This is a genomic window from Mucilaginibacter litoreus (assembly GCF_042676805.1).
In the GTDB taxonomy this organism is placed as follows: domain Bacteria; phylum Bacteroidota; class Bacteroidia; order Sphingobacteriales; family Sphingobacteriaceae; genus Mucilaginibacter; species Mucilaginibacter litoreus.
Genome location: NZ_JBHTHZ010000011.1, coordinates 31,317 through 46,776, shown reverse-complemented (window position 1 = coordinate 46,776; position 15,460 = coordinate 31,317). Strand labels below are relative to the sequence as shown.

The window sequence follows — 15,460 nt, the reverse complement described above, 5'->3', positions numbered from 1 at the left end:
ATTATAAGGGCATCAAAATAGATTATCCGGTACAGCCTGATAATGTAATAGAAAAGATCAATTACAAAATACCTGTTGAGCAGAACCCAAAGTATACAGAAGCGCTTAAACGCTACGAAAAAAAAATAGCCGATGCCTCTGTTGAAGATATGATACTCAACATGGGGCCACAGCACCCATCTACACATGGGGTTTTGCGCCTTGAGTTGATAACTGATGGCGAGATTGTAAAAGAAGTTATCCCGCACATGGGATACTTGCATCGCTGCTTTGAAAAACATGCCGAAAACCTGACCTACCAGCAAACCATCCCTTTTACCGACCGGATGGACTACTTGTCGTCAATGACAAACGCCCATGCCTGGGTAATGGGCGTTGAGCGTATGCTTGGTATAGATAAGGATATCCCCAAACGCATAGAGTATATCCGTGTACTGGTTAGCGAGCTTAACCGTATTGGGTCGCACCTTATTGCCATTGGCACTTACGGTATCGACATAGGCGCTTTTACGCCCTTCCTTTGGTGCTTTCGCGACCGGGAACATATAATGGGCATGCTGGAGTGGGCATCAGGCTCGCGCATGTTATATAACTACATTTGGGTGGGTGGTTTATTTTATGACCTGCCAGTAGGATTTGAGGAACGCTGCCGTGAGTTCATCAACTATTTTAAACCCAAAATGGTTGAGCTGAACAACCTGCTTACAGACAACCAGATATTTATTAACCGTACTGCTAATGTAGGTGTATTACCGCTTGATGTAGCCATCAATTATGGTTGCAGCGGGCCAGTTTTGAGAGCATCCGGCTTGCGGTATGATCTGCGCCGCATTGATGGTTACTCCGTATACCCGGAGATTGATTTTGACATCCCGATAGGTAAAGGAGAAGTAGGCACAACAGGCGACTGCTGGGACCGTTACAAGGTACGGGTTGATGAGATTGAACAATGCTTACGTATTATTGAGCAATGCCTGGACAGGTTGCAAACAGATCTTAAACGCACACCCGACTTTGATCCGCGGGCTAAACTACCCAGAAAGCTTACCCCTAAAGTTCAGGATTATTACATGCGTGCCGAAGGCTCAAAGGGCGAGCTTGGTTTTTATTTTATACATAACAATGAGCGGTCCGAGATTCCTTTGCGTGCCAAGGCCCGCGGGCCAAGCTTTAACAACCTGTCTGTAGTGCCCGAGATAGCTAAAGGCGTTATGATAGCCGACCTGATTGCCATTATCGGCTCCATTGACTTTGTTTTAGGCGAACTGGACAGATAGTAAGCATCATAAGTCGCTTTCATAGTCGATAAGTTTATTAAGTGTTCACGAACACACAGGTGAACACCGTGAACACTCATAAATGAATAATAATCAGATACATGACAATAAAGGTGGCAAAGGAATGTCACTAACAAACCACTGCCCTGTCATTCCGAACGAGGTACGAGGAGGAATCTTGTTCGATCTGCAAAGTCTGCTAACTGCTTTTCTGAACAAGATTTCTCACTATCGTTCGAAATGACGGGCTTTTATATGTGTATAAGCTCGCCAAAGTACTTAAGCTTCAGACCGATCCTGGTAAAACAAAAAAGGGCGATACAAAAACGTATCACCCCTTAGTTGTATTAATTGTTGATTTTTTACTGGTTGTATACCTTCACCATAAACACATAATTGCGCAGTTTTTTGATCTGCTGCGGGCGGCTCAAATTAGCCATTGTATTTTTGGTGTTCAGGTTAAGTGATTTAGATAAAGAATCGGCAGGAATGTTTTGAATAGCTTTTAACAGGTAATTGGATTTCACTGCAAAGCCAACGCCGGTAGTTTCTGTTTGTTTACCGTTGATGATACCAATAATATTACCTTTATTATCCAGTAACGGCCCGCCGCTATTACCTGGATTGATAGGAATATACAGTTCATACTCGGTGCTATCGCCTTTAAAGCCTGTAGCGCCGGTTAAGGCACCCGGCCCTACTTTGATATCGCTACCCGGGTAACCTAAAGTATAAACCTCCTCGCCCAGATCGCTTTTTGTTTTTTTGAAAGCATAAGGTACCGGCCCCAGGTTTTTAAAGGTTGAATCGGTTACCTGCAAAACGGCAATATCAGACTGCGGATCGGTATAAATAACTTTGGTATGGAATGATTCGCCGGCATCATTTTGCACATAAACACTATCGCCGCCGGTTACTACGTGAAAATTGGTAACTATGTACCCATTGCCGGTCAAAGCAAAACCTGTACCCCTAAATTTAGCGTTAATAACAGGGCCTGTTTTAACATTTTGGATGATATTGGCCTGCTGTTTACCTAAGCGTACCTGCTGATTTTTTACACGCTCAACATCCGCCTTTAATTGCTGGAAACGTGGGTCCTTATTGCTAAGATCACCGGTAAAAAACAAGGTAAGCAGAATAGCTAAAATGGCTACAGAAGCGGCAACAGATATTTTTGAATGATGATTGCGCCACATCTGTACTATCCATGACGGATGAGCCATCAAATCTTCCTTAAGTGTATGCACATCAATTTCCTGGTGAATCTCATTTAAGCGTTGCTCCAGCCTGCTGCGCTCTTTATACTGCTTCATCAGGCCCGTAAAATCTTTATGCTCGGTCATCTTTTCGCTTATATACGGGTCTGCTTTGCGCAGCGCATCAAATTTAGCACGTTCCTGTACGGTCATTTCACCGGCCAGGTAGCGCTCAATCATTTCCAAAAGTTCATTATTCTTCATACCATTCCACTTTTTACTGCTGAAAAAACAATTTCTTCAGCCTTTGCAGACACTTATACTTCTGCGTTTTCGCGTTATCCGCATTGGTGTACCCAAACCGTTCACAAATCTCCTGCATACTGCGGCTGTGCATGTAAAAGTCTTCCATAATAGTTTTACAAGGTTCGCCAAGTAATTTAAGGGCTTCTCCCATTTTGCTGATCTGCAAGTCGCGTTCCTCGTGCTTTTCCAATTCTTCCTCAACTGGCAGATATTCCTGAAAATCCTTGATATCTCCACCATATCGGTTAAGCTGTTTAAGCCGTTTAAGCCATAAACGCCTGCATACCGAGTAGATATAGGTTTTAAGCTTACTGCTCAGTTCAAAGTCGCCCCGCTTTATTTTATTGTAAAGAACTATTATAGCTTCCTGGTAAATATCCTTAGCCTCATCCTCATCACCATTGTTGTTAATGATAAGCTGTAAAACCATTGGAAAATAGGCCAGGTATAATTTTTTTAAAACACTATCGGAGTTGTTAAGTATGCCAATAATTACTTCACTATCCGATGGTATCTGCACATTTAACTGATTATTCACTACTTAATACTTATTATATCCAATTGTAACCCAATAAAATCAAAAATATTTGTCTTTATAAGTTTAAAACTATTAAGGCACAAATTAATGCGTTTAATGTTACGGCATCAATTTTGAACGGCTTAATTTAAACTAAAACTACACAACATGAAAAACGCATTTAAGACAGGCATTTTAGCATTAACAATAGCCATTTCAGTTGCCGCCTGCAAAGGTAACAATTCAACTCATGTGCCGGATAGTACCCGCGCTGATGATACAACTAACGTTGACAGCACGATAGGCAAAAATGGATCGGCCGCCGGAATTGACAGCGGCTACGATAATTCAGGCTCTGGCGGTACGGATACCGTTGCTCCGCCAAGCAAAAAAGACCAGTAAAATTTATCCCGCCATTACGGCGGGATTTTTTGTTAAGTAATTTATGAAACACCTGCCGGGTCTTTAACAGTTACGTTCAGCGCTAAAACCAATCCAGTCGCTATCGGCATCACAAAAACGATGCATTGAAAAAAGCTTAATAAAAATATTTTTTTACCGGGTTACCTTTTTGCAAAAGTGGTATTAAACTCCAAATTAGAATAAGATACTCACAAATTAATTAAACAAAACACATGAAAAATTCATTCAAATTTGGCTTTTTAGCATTAGTTATCGCAGTTTCAGCTTCAGCTTGCGGTGGTTCAGGTTCTTCATCTGCAGGTGATACTTCTAAAAACGATACTACTGTTGTTGATTCAACCGTTAAAGTTGACTCAACTGTAAAAGTTGATTCTACTACTGTTGATACTGCTGCTAAAGCTGACACTGTAAAAAAATAAGTTTAGCTAAAAGCGCTGAACCTTAAAATAATACATTGTTATTTTTTTAAGTTTTTTAATTTTTTAAAAGGTAATCTGCATTTTTTTTAAAAAAGTGGGTTACCTTTTTTAGTTACAGGTATTAACAGATGAAAAACTATTAAATCACTTAAAAAAACAAACAATGAAAAACGCATTCAAAGTTGGCTTTTTAGCCTTAGCTATCGCTGTTTCAGCTGCTGCTTGTAAAGGTTCTGGTTCATCATCTTCAGCTGATTCTGCTGCTGATACTACAACCATGGATACCGCTGCAAAAATGGATACCACTATGAAAATGGATTCAACAGCTACTGATACCGCTGCTGCTGATACTGCAAAAAAAATGTAATAACATTTTAATAAAAAAAAGAAAGCTCCGAAATTATCGGAGCTTTCTTTTTTAAAGAGGTTTTATATATCATCAGGCACTGTCCCGAAGCGCTTTTATTTTATCGTGCGCGGCCTTAAGTACCGGTTGGTGACTCCTTAAAATTTCCTTTATATAAGCAGGTGTAGTCTCTTCGGCTATAGCTGTTTCATAAGCCTTCAATATAGCATCCTCCCCAAACTCACATTCTTCCAGAACACTTTTTTTACTATGCCCTGTAAAAGCTGTTTTCAAATCTATCCAGGTACGGTGCAGTTTGCCACTGGTTGTGGTACCTGTATCTATATCTTTGCCTAATACCGCCACTTCAGTCGCAATTTCAAGTTTAAACTGATGGCTCTCTCCAATTAAATTGGTAAACAGATATCTTAGCTCAGTTTCTTCTGGCTTCAGATCACTCATGGCGCGTTCATACCCTTCAATACGATCGTTATGTAATAATACCAGATCATTCAAGGTTTCAAGTGCTGCGGTTGTGTTTTCCATGATATTTTAAAATGATTATAAAACAATTAAGACCTGCCTCTGAATGATGAGATGAGCCACCATATCAAAAGTATAACTACAACTACAGATATAATGCCTACAGCAGCGCCGGCTTTGAAAATTCCGCCTACAACTTCGCATCCGCTAAATGCAAATACGGTTAATGCCAATAATAAAATGTTGATTTTTTTCATGGTAGATTTTTTGTAAGATTTATGATTATTAAGTTGTACAATAATCAGACCTATTTTAAAATTTACACATAAAGCCTGTGTAATCACATGTATTTAAGCTTTGCATTTAAAAATTGTATTGCAATGCATACATTAAAAAAATCATTTAAGTAGATGATACGTATATTCACCGCCATGAATACGCCCTTGATCACACTAAACGATATAAACGTAAGGTTGCTGAATAATAACTTATTTGAAAACCTTAGCCTAATTATTGGTAAAGGGCAAAACTGGGCCATTACCGGTAAAAGTGGTTCAGGTAAAAGCGTTTTATTGCAGGTAATAGCTGGTAATACTGCTGTTAACGGAGGTAGCATTGACTATCATTTTATCAGTGATATTAATCAGCAACAGATTACAAACCTTACCACATTTCACCGTTTTATAGCATTCGCGGGAGCAAAACATCACTTTAAGACACTATCCAATACCTCCGACCTCTATTATCAGCAACGCTTTAATTCTTCCGACTCTGAAGACGCGCTTACCGTACTTGAATATTTACAGGCGGTAAAAGTTAATACTCATATTGAGCCTTACTGGACGATTGAAAAAATTTTGCCGGCACTTAAGCTAAATGATCTGGCCGATAAACAGATCATCAAACTATCAAACGGCGAAACCAAACGACTGATGATCGCGGCAGCGCTCATCAAAAATCCGGTGGTTTTATTGCTTGATAACCCGCTTACCGGCCTCGATGTACAAATGAGGGCTTATTTTAACAACCTGCTTTCTCAGATCGCATCCTCGGGTATCCAGATCATTATGGCAACATCGGCATTGGAAATACCGGATACTATTACCAATGTAGCCGTTTTAGAGGAGGGTGAACTGCAAACCTTTACTGCTACAGAATTTAAGGCCGGTAAACACGTGCTTGAAGCAAAACCGGTTATCAACGCCGAGGGGCTGAAGGCATTATTTACAGCATCAGACGCAAATAATGTATACAACGATATTGTTAGCATGGCTAATGTACATATCAGGTATGGCGATAAACTGGTGCTCAATAATATCAACTGGAACATTAAACAGGGCGAAAGATGGGCATTGTTGGGACATAATGGCGCAGGTAAATCAACCTTGTTAAGTTTGATAAATGGCGACAACCCGCAGGCTTATGCCAATAACATTGTGTTGTTTGATAAAAAACGTGGCAGCGGAGAAAGCATCTGGGATATTAAAAGCAAAATTGGCTTTGTATCACCAGAGTTGTACCAGTACTTCCCTACAGATAACTCCTGCCTGCAGGTTATTGAAAGTGGTTTTTACGATACGCTGGGCCTCTTCAGGCCAAGCAGCAAAGCCAGGGCCGAGCTGGCGCTTGAATGGATGAAGGCTTTGGAAATTGAAAAATACGCGCGCCAGCTTTTAAAGAATATACCTGCCAGCGCACAGCGTTTGTGCTTACTGGCCAGGGCTTTGATTAAAAACCCGGCATTATTGATTTTTGATGAACCCTGCCAGGGGCTGGACGATCATCAGCAGCAACATTTTAAAAGCGTTGTTGATACCATTTGCAGCATCAGCAACGTAACGCTGATATATGTTACCCATTACCAGCACGAAATACCGGATAGCGTGACTAAAGTTTTAAAGCTGGAAAAAGGTGAGGTGGTCTGAATCAGAATTTGCAGAATGAGAGAATTAACAGAATAATTAAGTACCAGTCATCCTTTTTATGGATAAGTGAAAATTCTTCTCATTCTGTAAATTAGTTAATTCTGCAAATTCTGATTCATACATTGTCAGCCTATCACCACCTTTTACCTTTAACCTTTCGCCTTTAACCTTACACCACGTATATTTGTTGTATGAATACAGCGGATCTGTTACAGCGTGCATTGGCATTTGATTTTTTGAGTATTGATGAAGGCGTATACCTTTATCATAATGCCCCAACTGCCGACCTGATGTACGTGGCTAATGAACTGCGCAAAATTCAGGTACCGCACGGCAAAGTTACCTGGCAGATAGACCGTAACGTAAATACCACAAACGTTTGTATTGCCAACTGTAAATTTTGCAACTTTTTCCGCCGCCCGGGTCACGAGGAAAGTTACATTACCGATATTGAAACTTATAAGCGTAAAATAGAGGAAACTTTTAAATATGGCGGCGACCAGCTTTTATTACAAGGCGGGCACCACCCTGACCTGGGACTGGAATTTTATACCAACCTTTTTCGTGAACTGAAACAGCTTTATCCAAAATTAAAACTGCACTCTTTAGGTCCGCCGGAGATAGCGCACGTTGCCAAACTGGAAAGCATGAGCCATATTGATGTGCTGCGTGCCATGAAAGAAGCTGGATTAGACTCGTTACCTGGTGCCGGCGCGGAAATATTAAACGACCGTGTACGCAGGCTGATATCAAAAGGCAAGTGCGGCGGTAAAGAGTGGCTGGATGTAATGCGTGCAGCGCATCAAATCAATCTGCCTACGTCTGCAACCATGATGTTCGGCCATATAGAAACCATTGAAGAACGCTTTGAGCACCTGGTTTGGATAAGGCAGGTGCAATCTGAAAAACCAGAAGGGCATCATGGTTTTATAGCCTTCATCCCATGGCCTTTCCAGGACGATGGCACCTTGCTGCGAAAAGTACGCGGCATAACCAATAACGTGACCGGTGATGAATACATCCGCATGATAGCCCTTAGCCGCATTATGCTGCCTAATATTAAAAACATACAGGCATCGTGGCTTACGGTTGGTAAACAGGTTGCGCAGCTTTGCCTGCATGCAGGCGCCAATGATTTTGGCTCGATAATGATAGAGGAGAATGTAGTTTCTGCAGCCGGCGCACCACACCGCTTTACAGCAAAAGGCATACAGGATTCTATCCGCGAGGCAGGGTTTGAACCCCAACTGCGTACCCAAAAGTACGAATGGCGGGAGATGCCGGCAGAGATTGAAGAACAGGTGATTGATTATTAAGTTTTAAAGTTGTTAGTCTGAAGTCTAAAGTCCGGATGTCTGTGCCTAAAGCAAAGGGAATCTTTCAATTTTTTGTTACTTTAGGACTTAACTGACTGCCGACTTTCCGTCTAAACGGACTGACTACCGACCTCCCTACTAAATGGACAACATTGAACAATACATAGAAGCGCTGATATTCGCATCGGAACAGGGCATACGTACCGAGGAAATTATCTATTGCCTGCAGGCGTCCTTTGAACAGGATTTCACTACAGAAGATATCAGTAATTATATAAGGAAGATAAGTGAAAAGTACAATAACGATGCTTTTGCCATTGAAGTAGTAAAGATCAACAACGGTTACCAGTTTCTTACTAAAAAGCAATATCATGCAGCCATAAGCCTGCTGCAGATACAGCGGTCAAAAAAGAAATTAAGCCAGGCCGCTTTAGAAACACTGGCCATCATCGCTTATAAACAACCCGTCACCAAAACAGATATTGAGCAAATACGCGGAGTTAACTGCGATTATTCTATACAAAAACTATTGGAAAAGGAGTTAATTGTCATTACAGGTAAATCTGATGCTATTGGTAAACCTATTTTATATGGTACAAGCAATCTTTTTATGGACTACTTTGGCATTAACGATATTAAGGAATTACCTCAGCTAAAGGAAGTTACGGATGGCGGATCGTCAATTGGCGAGCAGGCAGAATAAATTTAAAAATGATTTTAATTAAATTGGTTTTTAATTATTTTTACCAATAAATAAAGCGCCTTTTTGGCTATTACAAACAGCAAACAACAACATAAAAGTTTTAAAACGTAAAACCTTTTAAGATGGCAACTCCAAAAAAACCTTCTACAAAAAAAATAAGCGAAGAAGAAGATGACGACTTTGATGAACCAACACCTGGTAAAAAAGTTGTTGACGAAGATGACGATTACGATGAGGATACGCCATTAGATGATGATCTGGGTGGTTTTGACTCTTATGACCCGTACGACGACGAGGACGACGATTAATTATTACTGTTGTCATCAATGATAACTTGCAAAGCATTCAGTAAGCGCTGAATGCTTTTTTTGTTAAATAAATTCCATCTACCTGATGTATATAACCGAAGTTAAATCAAAAGCTGATAAAAATAACTTTTTAGATGTTGCAAGGATAATCTATAAAGATGATCCCAACTGGGTTTGCCCGCTCGACAATGATATAGAAGCGGTATTCGATCCTTTAAAAAATAACTTTCATCAGCACGGCAGGATAACAAGGTGGATTTTAAAGGACAGTAACGGCCACCTCATCGGGCGGATAGCTGCCTTTGTGAACGATAAAAAGGCTTACAGCTACGGGCAACCTACCGGCGGATGCGGCTTCTTTGAATGTATAAATGATAAAACCGCTGCTTTCCTTTTGTTTGATACCGCTAAAATATGGTTACAGCAACAAGGTATGCAGGCCATGGATGGTCCTATTAACTTTGGCGAAAACGATAGCTTTTGGGGCCTGCTGGTAGAAGGTTTTACTCCCCCCTCCTACGGCATGAACTACAACCCTCCTTACTACAAAGCTTTTTTTGAAGATTATGGTTTTGAAACGCAGTATGAACAAATCACCAACCATATGGATGTACACAAACCGTTTTCTGAAAGGTTCACTAAAATAGCCAACTGGGTAATGAATAAGCCGGGATATACGTTTGAGCACTTCAAGCCATCACAAATAGAAAAGTTTGCCGCAGATTTTATTGAGGTTTACAACGATGGCTGGCAGGATTTCGAAAACTTTGTGCCTATAAACCATGCTACCGTTTTTGAGAGTTTCCAAAAAATGAAGGCTATTATGGATGAAAAGCTGATTTGGTTTGCATACGTAAACAACGAACCTGCATCTTTTGTAGTGATACTGCCCGACGCCAATCAGCTGATAAAGCCGCTTAACGGCAAACTTGATTTGTGGGGGCAACTGTTATTTGTGTATCGCCGCTGGAAAGGCGTTTCGCGGATGCGGGCTATTGTTATGGGTACCAAACAAAAGTTTCAAAAGCACGGGCTGGAATCATGCCTGTTTATTAAACTGAAAGAATATGTTTTGCCCTTAAAACAATATGATGAATTAGAGCTATCCTGGGTAGGCGATTTCAATAAACAAATGCTGGCTATACATGAAGCAGTAGGCGCAACCTTTGGAAAAAAGCACCTTACCATGCGCTATAAGTTTTGAGCCGGATTTATAGCGTATAGCTTTTTTGTGCGGACAAAGCTGCCCGTACAAAAAAGCTACAATATCATTATTATATGAACTTAAGCGGTTACCTTTTTATGGCGAAGCTCTTCAAATAATTCAATCACCTTTTTCTGAAGATCAATTACTTCTGTTTCGCGGTCCATCAGCTTTTTGTTAATGCTTTCAAGCTCGCTGGCCATTTTCTGGTCTTGCTCAACTTCGTTATAAGTTAGCAATTGAACTACAGACATTTCAAACAAAACAGCGATCTGCTCTAACCGGGATAGGTTAATGTCTGTAATACCGGTTTCAATTTTAGAGAACGCAGGTATAGAAATATCTAAACGTTTAGCTACTTCTTCCTGGCTCCAGCCTTTTTGATGGCGCAATAAACGTATCTTTTTTCCGAGTGTTTTCATATATGATCTTAATTAGGTAAGGTTTCTCAATAGTTAATAAAGTTACAACTTTTCTTAACAACAAACTAATAATCAATAAATTTATAATAAATTATTTTTTAACGCTATCAGATCTATACCGCCAAAATTGCCCGAGCTCATCATCAGCAGATTACTGTCGGCCATGTGTAAACCTTGTAGTTGCGTTAATAATGCAGCTGGATCATCAAAAAACAATAAATTACCATTTGCGAAGGCCTGCTTTACTGCATCCGCAGAGTATGGCTCCATTTTTTTTTGCGCGAAAGTCTTTTTATCAATAAAAACAATTGCCGTATCCGCTTTATCCATGCTGCCTGCATACTCTTTCAAAAATTCTTTATTAAGACTGCTGAAAGTATGCAGCTCTATGCATGCAATAAGTTTCCTATCCGGAAACTGGGCTTTAACCGCATTGATAGTAGCCGTTAACTTAGAAGGCGAATGCGCGAAATCCTTAAATATGGCGGAGCTATCGGTTTTGCCCACTAACTCCAATCTGCGCGCTGCGCCGTTAAATGTTGTTATATAAGTATAAAAGTTATCGCTGTTGATGCCTAATTGTTCACAAACCAGTCGGGCAGCCTGCATATTCAATAAATTATGCTGGCCAAATACCTGCAAAGGATAACTTTTTTCATTGGCCCGGATAGTAGTTACACCGTTATCAATAATATACTCCGGCAATTTGTAAGGCAGTTTTTCAACATCAACGATTAAACCTTTTACCATATTATCCAATACCTCATCGGTTTCACTATAAATAAGTTTACCGTTTGGTTCTATGGTACTGGCAAAAATCCTGAATTGATCTATGTAGTTATCAAACGTCGGGAAAACGTTGATATGATCCCATGCAATACCGCTGATAACCCCAATGTGCGCTTTGTAGATATGAAATTTAGGCCGCCTGTCTATCGGCGAGGCCAGGTATTCATCACCCTCTATGATTATTACCGGCGCATCATGGCTAAGCCCTACCATGGTTTCAAATCCTTCGAGCTGCGCGCCCACAAGGTAATCAAACTTTTTACCAGCCTGCTGCAGAACATGCAGTATCATGCTGGTTATGGTAGTTTTGCCATGGCTGCCACCAATTACAACACGCAGCTTATCTTTAGACTGTTCGTAAATATAATCCGGGTAAGAATAAATTTTAAGCCCAAGCTCCTGCGCTTTAAGCAACTCGGGGTTATCTTCCCTGGCATGCATACCCAGTATCACGGCATCCAGATCGGAAGTGATCTTCCCCGGGTCCCAGCCCTCTTTATCGGGCAGTATACCATATTTCTTTAATCTGGAGGCTGATGGTTCAAACAGCACATCGTCAGAGCCGGTTACTTCAAAACCTTTTTTATGTAAAGCAATCGCAAGGTTATGCATGGCACTTCCGCCAATCGCAATAAAATGTACTTTCATGTAGATAAAGTTGTGCAAATAAACACAAAATGTGTTATCACACCAATTAAATTTATTAACTGATGCCTCTTATTTCAACAACAGTACCGGTACCGGAGAACTTGATGCTAACTGACGGGATATACTACTGTGAATAAGCGATTTAAAGAAGCTATATTTATGCGGTAAGGCAATTACCATTTCCGCCCTGTTTTCCCTGGCAAACTCAAGTATACCTGTTAAAATGTTGTCGTTATTTACATAATGATAAGTGGGATTGTACACGCCAAGCATATCTTTCAATACAGTTTCCTCGGCAAGTAATTCGGCGTTTTGCTGTATATATTTATGTTCCAGATCTACATTCACTATCAAAAGTTTTAGATTTTGGCTACCTAAAAGTTTATGTAATACCTCCACAGGAATACTTTCTTTAACATTTTTAAAATCACAGGCTATTACGGCCCGCTCCACTGCAGAATATTTAAACGCGGGTGGTACAACAATAACCGGCACCGGGCTGGCTTTTGATATAGCAATAACATGGCTGCCCAGGCCCTCGCCCTGGTTGCTGCTGTTACCAATACTACCTAATATCACCAGGTCGGCATCTTCAGCCCCCACCCGGTCTACAATTGCGCGCACCAGGTGCGACCGGTTAAGCCAGGTATCTATCTTAACGCCTGGCCTTACAATTTCAGCCAGTTTATTTTTAAGTTGTTCCAAACCTGCTGTACGTTCATTTACGCTTTCCTGTACTTCCTGTTCACGCAGCATAAACATATCCGGGTTAGGCAATAACTCTTCGTACGGCGATATGTAATAAGCGTTAAGCAATATGATGCGTTCTACGTTGGTTTGATGGCTCAGCCTGGCGGCGAAATCAGCTGCGTTGAAGGCAGCTTCAGAAAAATCAACAGGTACAAGGTAAGTTTTCATATCAATGGACATTTAAAGTGCCTATTAAGGCCCGGAAAAGGTTAGTATGTGTCAAACTTAGGCATTTACTTAAGCTGGTTTGTCAAAACGGTTTCATAATTATAACGCTCAGAATTAAGGTATTGATATTTAGTAAACAACTGTTACATTTGAACTGTAATAATAAATATTACATTTATGAACGGACGATTTTCTATTGCAATGCATATCATGACACTGCTTTGTGCGGATGATAAACTTCTATCGTCTGACTACATGGCAGGCAGCATTAATGTTAACCCTGTATTGGTACGTAAAGAATTAAGCAACCTGATAAAGCATAATTTGATTACCAGCCGTTTAGGGAAAAACGGCGGTTACACTTTGGCAAAACCGGCAAAAGACATTACACTGGCCAGCATATACGCCACTGTAAAACCCGGTACTATTTTGGGGCAAGCCAAAAATAAGCCTAACCCGGCCTGCCCTATCGGCAAGCAGATCAACCGGCATTTAAAAGATCTGGATGAAGAGATAGAAAAAGCGATGATTGCAAAACTTGGCGATACTGATCTGGCGTCTTTTTGTAAAAAATTCGCCTGATTTTTTTTAAACAAAAATGTAACAAATTTAATTACAATTAATATCATAAACATGAAAGTAGCAATTATTGGCGCCACAGGTTTTGTTGGCCCTGCATTAGTAAAAGAAGGCATAAGCCGCGGATATGAAATTACGGCCATTGCGCGTAATACCGAAAAAGTTATAACACAAGCTGGTGTTACACCTGTATCTGCAGATGTAAATAATGTTGATGCCCTTGCGGCAGCCTTATCCGGCCAGGATGCGGTGATCAACTCCTTTAACGCCGGCTGGACCAACCCTAATTTGTATGAGGATTTTTTGAACGGCTCTAAAAACATCCAGGAAGCTGTAAAAAAAGCCGGTGTTAAACGCTTTATCACCATAGGCGGCGCAGGCAGCTTGTTTATCGATGGCAAACAACTGGTTGATTCGCCACAGTTCCCGAAAGAATATTATCCGGGAGCATCTGCAGCCCGCGATTATCTGAATATATTGAAACAGGAAATTGAGCTCGACTGGACGTTTTTAAGCCCTGCCATCAACTTACATCCCGGCGAGCGCACCGGCAAATTCCGCCTGGGTACAGAAAGCCCGGTATTTAACCAGGAAGGTAAAAGCGATATTTCTGTTGAAGATCTGGCCGTAGCCATATTTGATGAGCTGGAAAATAATCAATTCATCAAACAGCGCTTTACATTAGGCTATTGATTATAAGTGACTACACTGAATTAATAATGATTACGCCGCTAAATATTCGCTATATTAAGGACAGTGTAATCTTTTAATTCAGTGTAATCATCCATTTACAATACAAACTTTGCGGCAACCCACTCCTTATCTTTTTTGTGGGTGATGTATTTAAGATTGTATTTACGGGCTTCCTCAGTAATAATGTCAAGATCGGGTGTTTCATAAAATCCGCTGAAGTAGATCTCGCCGCCCGGTTTCAGAACACGGGCATAAGCATCCATCTGGTCGAGCAAAATATTACGGTTAATATTGGCCAGGATGATGTCAAACTGCTCATCAGGGATTACCTCTTTAGAGCCGCAAAGCGCTTTTATATCCTTAGTGCTATTTAAATCGGCATTTTCTATAGTGCTTTCATAACAAACCGGGTCATAATCTATAGCAGTAATATTTGCAGCGCCCAGCTTTGCCGCCAGGATGGCCAATATACCTGTACCACAACCCATATCCAGCACTTTCTTTCCTACAAAATCATTCTCCAGCATCAACTGCATCATCATGGCAGTGGTTTGATGATGGCCTGTACCGAACGCCATCTTAGGATCGATCACGATCTCGTAAGGAAATTGCGGCTGTGGTTGATGAAAGGTAGCACGCACATAAACCTTATTGCCAATCTGTATAGGCTCAAAATTACTTTCCCATACCTCGTTCCAGTTTTTTTGCGGTATAAGTGTTACATCATAGCTGAATGTAAACATTTCGCGGTAAGGTTCTAAAGCATCGTTCAAAGCTTGCTCATCAAAATTATCAACTGGTATATAAGCCTTAAAACCTAATTCAACCTCTTCAAAAGTATCAAAACCAATCTCGCCCAAAGCGGCTATCAGCAAATCCTGCTGATAGTCTTCGGTAGTGATGGTTGTAAAGAGGAGTTCGTAGTAATTCATGTTATGAGATGTGAGTATTGAGATGTGAGATATGAGACATAAGATTTTGGCAA

General features: G+C 40.6%; 19 protein-coding genes. 11 read left to right on the top strand and 8 right to left on the bottom strand.

Annotation, left to right across the window (positions count from 1 at the left end; all coding sequences use genetic code 11):
- Window positions 1-149 precede the first annotated feature (149 nt).
- Entirely contained in the window at window positions 150-1,277 is a 1,128-nt protein-coding gene (locus ACFQZX_RS12345) for an NADH-quinone oxidoreductase subunit D (protein WP_377115895.1), read from the top strand.
- A gap of 362 nt (window positions 1,278-1,639) precedes the next feature.
- On the opposite strand, the gene ACFQZX_RS12340 is transcribed toward ACFQZX_RS12345, so the two are convergent.
- Window positions 1,640-2,740, bottom strand: coding sequence for a S1C family serine protease (locus tag ACFQZX_RS12340; RefSeq protein ID WP_377115714.1), 1,101 nt, complete (start codon window positions 2,738-2,740; stop codon window positions 1,640-1,642).
- Between the two features lie 13 nt (window positions 2,741-2,753).
- Entirely contained in the window at window positions 2,754-3,320 is a 567-nt protein-coding gene (locus ACFQZX_RS12335; protein WP_377115711.1) for an RNA polymerase sigma factor, read from the bottom strand.
- Window positions 3,321-3,467: 147 nt separating this feature from the next.
- Between ACFQZX_RS12335 and ACFQZX_RS12330 the strand changes: the two genes are divergently transcribed.
- The 3 genes from ACFQZX_RS12330 (at window position 3,468) to ACFQZX_RS12320 (ending at window position 4,508) form a co-directional block, all read left to right on the top strand.
- Window positions 3,468-3,701 carry a hypothetical protein gene (locus tag ACFQZX_RS12330; RefSeq protein WP_377115708.1) on the top strand — a complete coding sequence of 78 codons (234 nt, stop codon included), beginning with the start codon at window positions 3,468-3,470 and terminating at the stop codon, window positions 3,699-3,701.
- Between the two features lie 233 nt (window positions 3,702-3,934).
- Entirely contained in the window at window positions 3,935-4,141 is a 207-nt protein-coding gene (locus tag ACFQZX_RS12325; protein ID WP_377115706.1) for a hypothetical protein, read from the top strand.
- A 163-nt stretch (window positions 4,142-4,304) separates the two neighbouring features.
- Window positions 4,305-4,508 (top strand): hypothetical protein, encoded by a 204-nt coding sequence (locus ACFQZX_RS12320; protein ID WP_377115703.1) that lies wholly within the window; start codon window positions 4,305-4,307, stop codon window positions 4,506-4,508.
- Window positions 4,509-4,580: 72 nt separating this feature from the next.
- Here the strand turns inward: ACFQZX_RS12320 and ACFQZX_RS12315 are convergent, their stop codons facing one another.
- Window positions 4,581-5,033: a PA2169 family four-helix-bundle protein gene (locus ACFQZX_RS12315; RefSeq protein WP_377115700.1), complete on the bottom strand. Its 453-nt coding sequence runs from the start codon at window positions 5,031-5,033 to the stop codon at window positions 4,581-4,583.
- 26 nt (window positions 5,034-5,059) lie between these two features.
- The gene (locus tag ACFQZX_RS12310; RefSeq protein WP_377115698.1) at window positions 5,060-5,227 is read right to left on the bottom strand and encodes a hypothetical protein; all 168 of its coding nucleotides are present in this window, start codon (window positions 5,225-5,227) and stop codon (window positions 5,060-5,062) included.
- Window positions 5,228-5,380: 153 nt separating this feature from the next.
- On the opposite strand from ACFQZX_RS12310, the gene ACFQZX_RS12305 reads away from it, so the two are divergent.
- The 5 genes from ACFQZX_RS12305 (at window position 5,381) to ACFQZX_RS12285 (ending at window position 10,426) form a co-directional block, all read left to right on the top strand.
- Entirely contained in the window at window positions 5,381-6,895 is a 1,515-nt protein-coding gene (locus ACFQZX_RS12305; RefSeq protein WP_377115695.1) for an ATP-binding cassette domain-containing protein, read from the top strand.
- A gap of 191 nt (window positions 6,896-7,086) precedes the next feature.
- Entirely contained in the window at window positions 7,087-8,211 is a 1,125-nt protein-coding gene (gene mqnC / locus ACFQZX_RS12300) for a cyclic dehypoxanthinyl futalosine synthase (protein ID WP_377115692.1), read from the top strand.
- Between the two features lie 142 nt (window positions 8,212-8,353).
- Window positions 8,354-8,914 carry an SMC-Scp complex subunit ScpB gene (scpB, locus tag ACFQZX_RS12295; RefSeq protein ID WP_377115690.1) on the top strand — a complete coding sequence of 187 codons (561 nt, stop codon included), beginning with the start codon at window positions 8,354-8,356 and terminating at the stop codon, window positions 8,912-8,914.
- Between the two features lie 122 nt (window positions 8,915-9,036).
- Window positions 9,037-9,222, top strand: coding sequence for a hypothetical protein (locus ACFQZX_RS12290; RefSeq protein WP_377115687.1), 186 nt, complete (start codon window positions 9,037-9,039; stop codon window positions 9,220-9,222).
- Window positions 9,223-9,307: 85 nt separating this feature from the next.
- The gene (locus tag ACFQZX_RS12285; RefSeq protein ID WP_377115684.1) at window positions 9,308-10,426 is read left to right on the top strand and encodes a GNAT family N-acetyltransferase; all 1,119 of its coding nucleotides are present in this window, start codon (window positions 9,308-9,310) and stop codon (window positions 10,424-10,426) included.
- Between the two features lie 80 nt (window positions 10,427-10,506).
- Here the strand turns inward: ACFQZX_RS12285 and ACFQZX_RS12280 are convergent, their stop codons facing one another.
- From ACFQZX_RS12280 to ACFQZX_RS12270, 3 genes are all read right to left on the bottom strand, one after another.
- The gene (locus ACFQZX_RS12280; RefSeq protein WP_377115681.1) at window positions 10,507-10,848 is read right to left on the bottom strand and encodes a helix-turn-helix domain-containing protein; all 342 of its coding nucleotides are present in this window, start codon (window positions 10,846-10,848) and stop codon (window positions 10,507-10,509) included.
- Between the two features lie 81 nt (window positions 10,849-10,929).
- Window positions 10,930-12,285 (bottom strand): UDP-N-acetylmuramate--L-alanine ligase, encoded by a 1,356-nt coding sequence (locus ACFQZX_RS12275; RefSeq protein ID WP_377115679.1) that lies wholly within the window; start codon window positions 12,283-12,285, stop codon window positions 10,930-10,932.
- Between the two features lie 69 nt (window positions 12,286-12,354).
- The gene (locus tag ACFQZX_RS12270) at window positions 12,355-13,203 is read right to left on the bottom strand and encodes a universal stress protein (protein ID WP_377115676.1); all 849 of its coding nucleotides are present in this window, start codon (window positions 13,201-13,203) and stop codon (window positions 12,355-12,357) included.
- A 177-nt stretch (window positions 13,204-13,380) separates the two neighbouring features.
- Between ACFQZX_RS12270 and ACFQZX_RS12265 the strand changes: the two genes are divergently transcribed.
- On the top strand, window positions 13,381-13,785 hold the full coding sequence (locus ACFQZX_RS12265; protein WP_377115673.1) for an Rrf2 family transcriptional regulator: 405 nt from the start codon (window positions 13,381-13,383) through the stop codon (window positions 13,783-13,785).
- 51 nt (window positions 13,786-13,836) lie between these two features.
- Window positions 13,837-14,475, top strand: coding sequence for an NAD(P)-dependent oxidoreductase (locus tag ACFQZX_RS12260; protein WP_377115670.1), 639 nt, complete (start codon window positions 13,837-13,839; stop codon window positions 14,473-14,475).
- 95 nt (window positions 14,476-14,570) lie between these two features.
- Here the strand turns inward: ACFQZX_RS12260 and prmA are convergent, their stop codons facing one another.
- A complete protein-coding gene (prmA, locus tag ACFQZX_RS12255; RefSeq protein WP_377115667.1) occupies window positions 14,571-15,407 on the bottom strand; it encodes a 50S ribosomal protein L11 methyltransferase in 837 nt (278 codons plus the stop codon).
- Window positions 15,408-15,460: the final 53 nt, after the last annotated feature.

What these genes read in the sequence shown, in the direction of transcription:
- ACFQZX_RS12345 (WP_377115895.1), top strand. Translation starts at nt 150, where the DNA reads ATGATACTCAACATGGGGCCACAGCACCCATCTACACATGGGGTTTTG.
- ACFQZX_RS12340 (WP_377115714.1), bottom strand. Translation starts at nt 2,740, where the DNA reads ATGAAGAATAATGAACTTTTGGAAATGATTGAGCGCTACCTGGCCGGT.
- ACFQZX_RS12330 (WP_377115708.1), top strand. Translation starts at nt 3,468, where the DNA reads ATGAAAAACGCATTTAAGACAGGCATTTTAGCATTAACAATAGCCATT.
- ACFQZX_RS12325 (WP_377115706.1), top strand. Translation starts at nt 3,935, where the DNA reads ATGAAAAATTCATTCAAATTTGGCTTTTTAGCATTAGTTATCGCAGTT.
- ACFQZX_RS12320 (WP_377115703.1), top strand. Translation starts at nt 4,305, where the DNA reads ATGAAAAACGCATTCAAAGTTGGCTTTTTAGCCTTAGCTATCGCTGTT.
- ACFQZX_RS12315 (WP_377115700.1), bottom strand. Translation starts at nt 5,033, where the DNA reads ATGGAAAACACAACCGCAGCACTTGAAACCTTGAATGATCTGGTATTA.
- ACFQZX_RS12310 (WP_377115698.1), bottom strand. Translation starts at nt 5,227, where the DNA reads ATGAAAAAAATCAACATTTTATTATTGGCATTAACCGTATTTGCATTT.
- ACFQZX_RS12305 (WP_377115695.1), top strand. Translation starts at nt 5,381, where the DNA reads ATGATACGTATATTCACCGCCATGAATACGCCCTTGATCACACTAAAC.
- mqnC (WP_377115692.1), top strand. Translation starts at nt 7,087, where the DNA reads ATGAATACAGCGGATCTGTTACAGCGTGCATTGGCATTTGATTTTTTG.
- scpB (WP_377115690.1), top strand. Translation starts at nt 8,354, where the DNA reads ATGGACAACATTGAACAATACATAGAAGCGCTGATATTCGCATCGGAA.
- ACFQZX_RS12290 (WP_377115687.1), top strand. Translation starts at nt 9,037, where the DNA reads ATGGCAACTCCAAAAAAACCTTCTACAAAAAAAATAAGCGAAGAAGAA.
- ACFQZX_RS12285 (WP_377115684.1), top strand. Translation starts at nt 9,308, where the DNA reads ATGTATATAACCGAAGTTAAATCAAAAGCTGATAAAAATAACTTTTTA.
- ACFQZX_RS12280 (WP_377115681.1), bottom strand. Translation starts at nt 10,848, where the DNA reads ATGAAAACACTCGGAAAAAAGATACGTTTATTGCGCCATCAAAAAGGC.
- ACFQZX_RS12275 (WP_377115679.1), bottom strand. Translation starts at nt 12,285, where the DNA reads ATGAAAGTACATTTTATTGCGATTGGCGGAAGTGCCATGCATAACCTT.
- ACFQZX_RS12270 (WP_377115676.1), bottom strand. Translation starts at nt 13,203, where the DNA reads ATGAAAACTTACCTTGTACCTGTTGATTTTTCTGAAGCTGCCTTCAAC.
- ACFQZX_RS12265 (WP_377115673.1), top strand. Translation starts at nt 13,381, where the DNA reads ATGAACGGACGATTTTCTATTGCAATGCATATCATGACACTGCTTTGT.
- ACFQZX_RS12260 (WP_377115670.1), top strand. Translation starts at nt 13,837, where the DNA reads ATGAAAGTAGCAATTATTGGCGCCACAGGTTTTGTTGGCCCTGCATTA.
- prmA (WP_377115667.1), bottom strand. Translation starts at nt 15,407, where the DNA reads ATGAATTACTACGAACTCCTCTTTACAACCATCACTACCGAAGACTAT.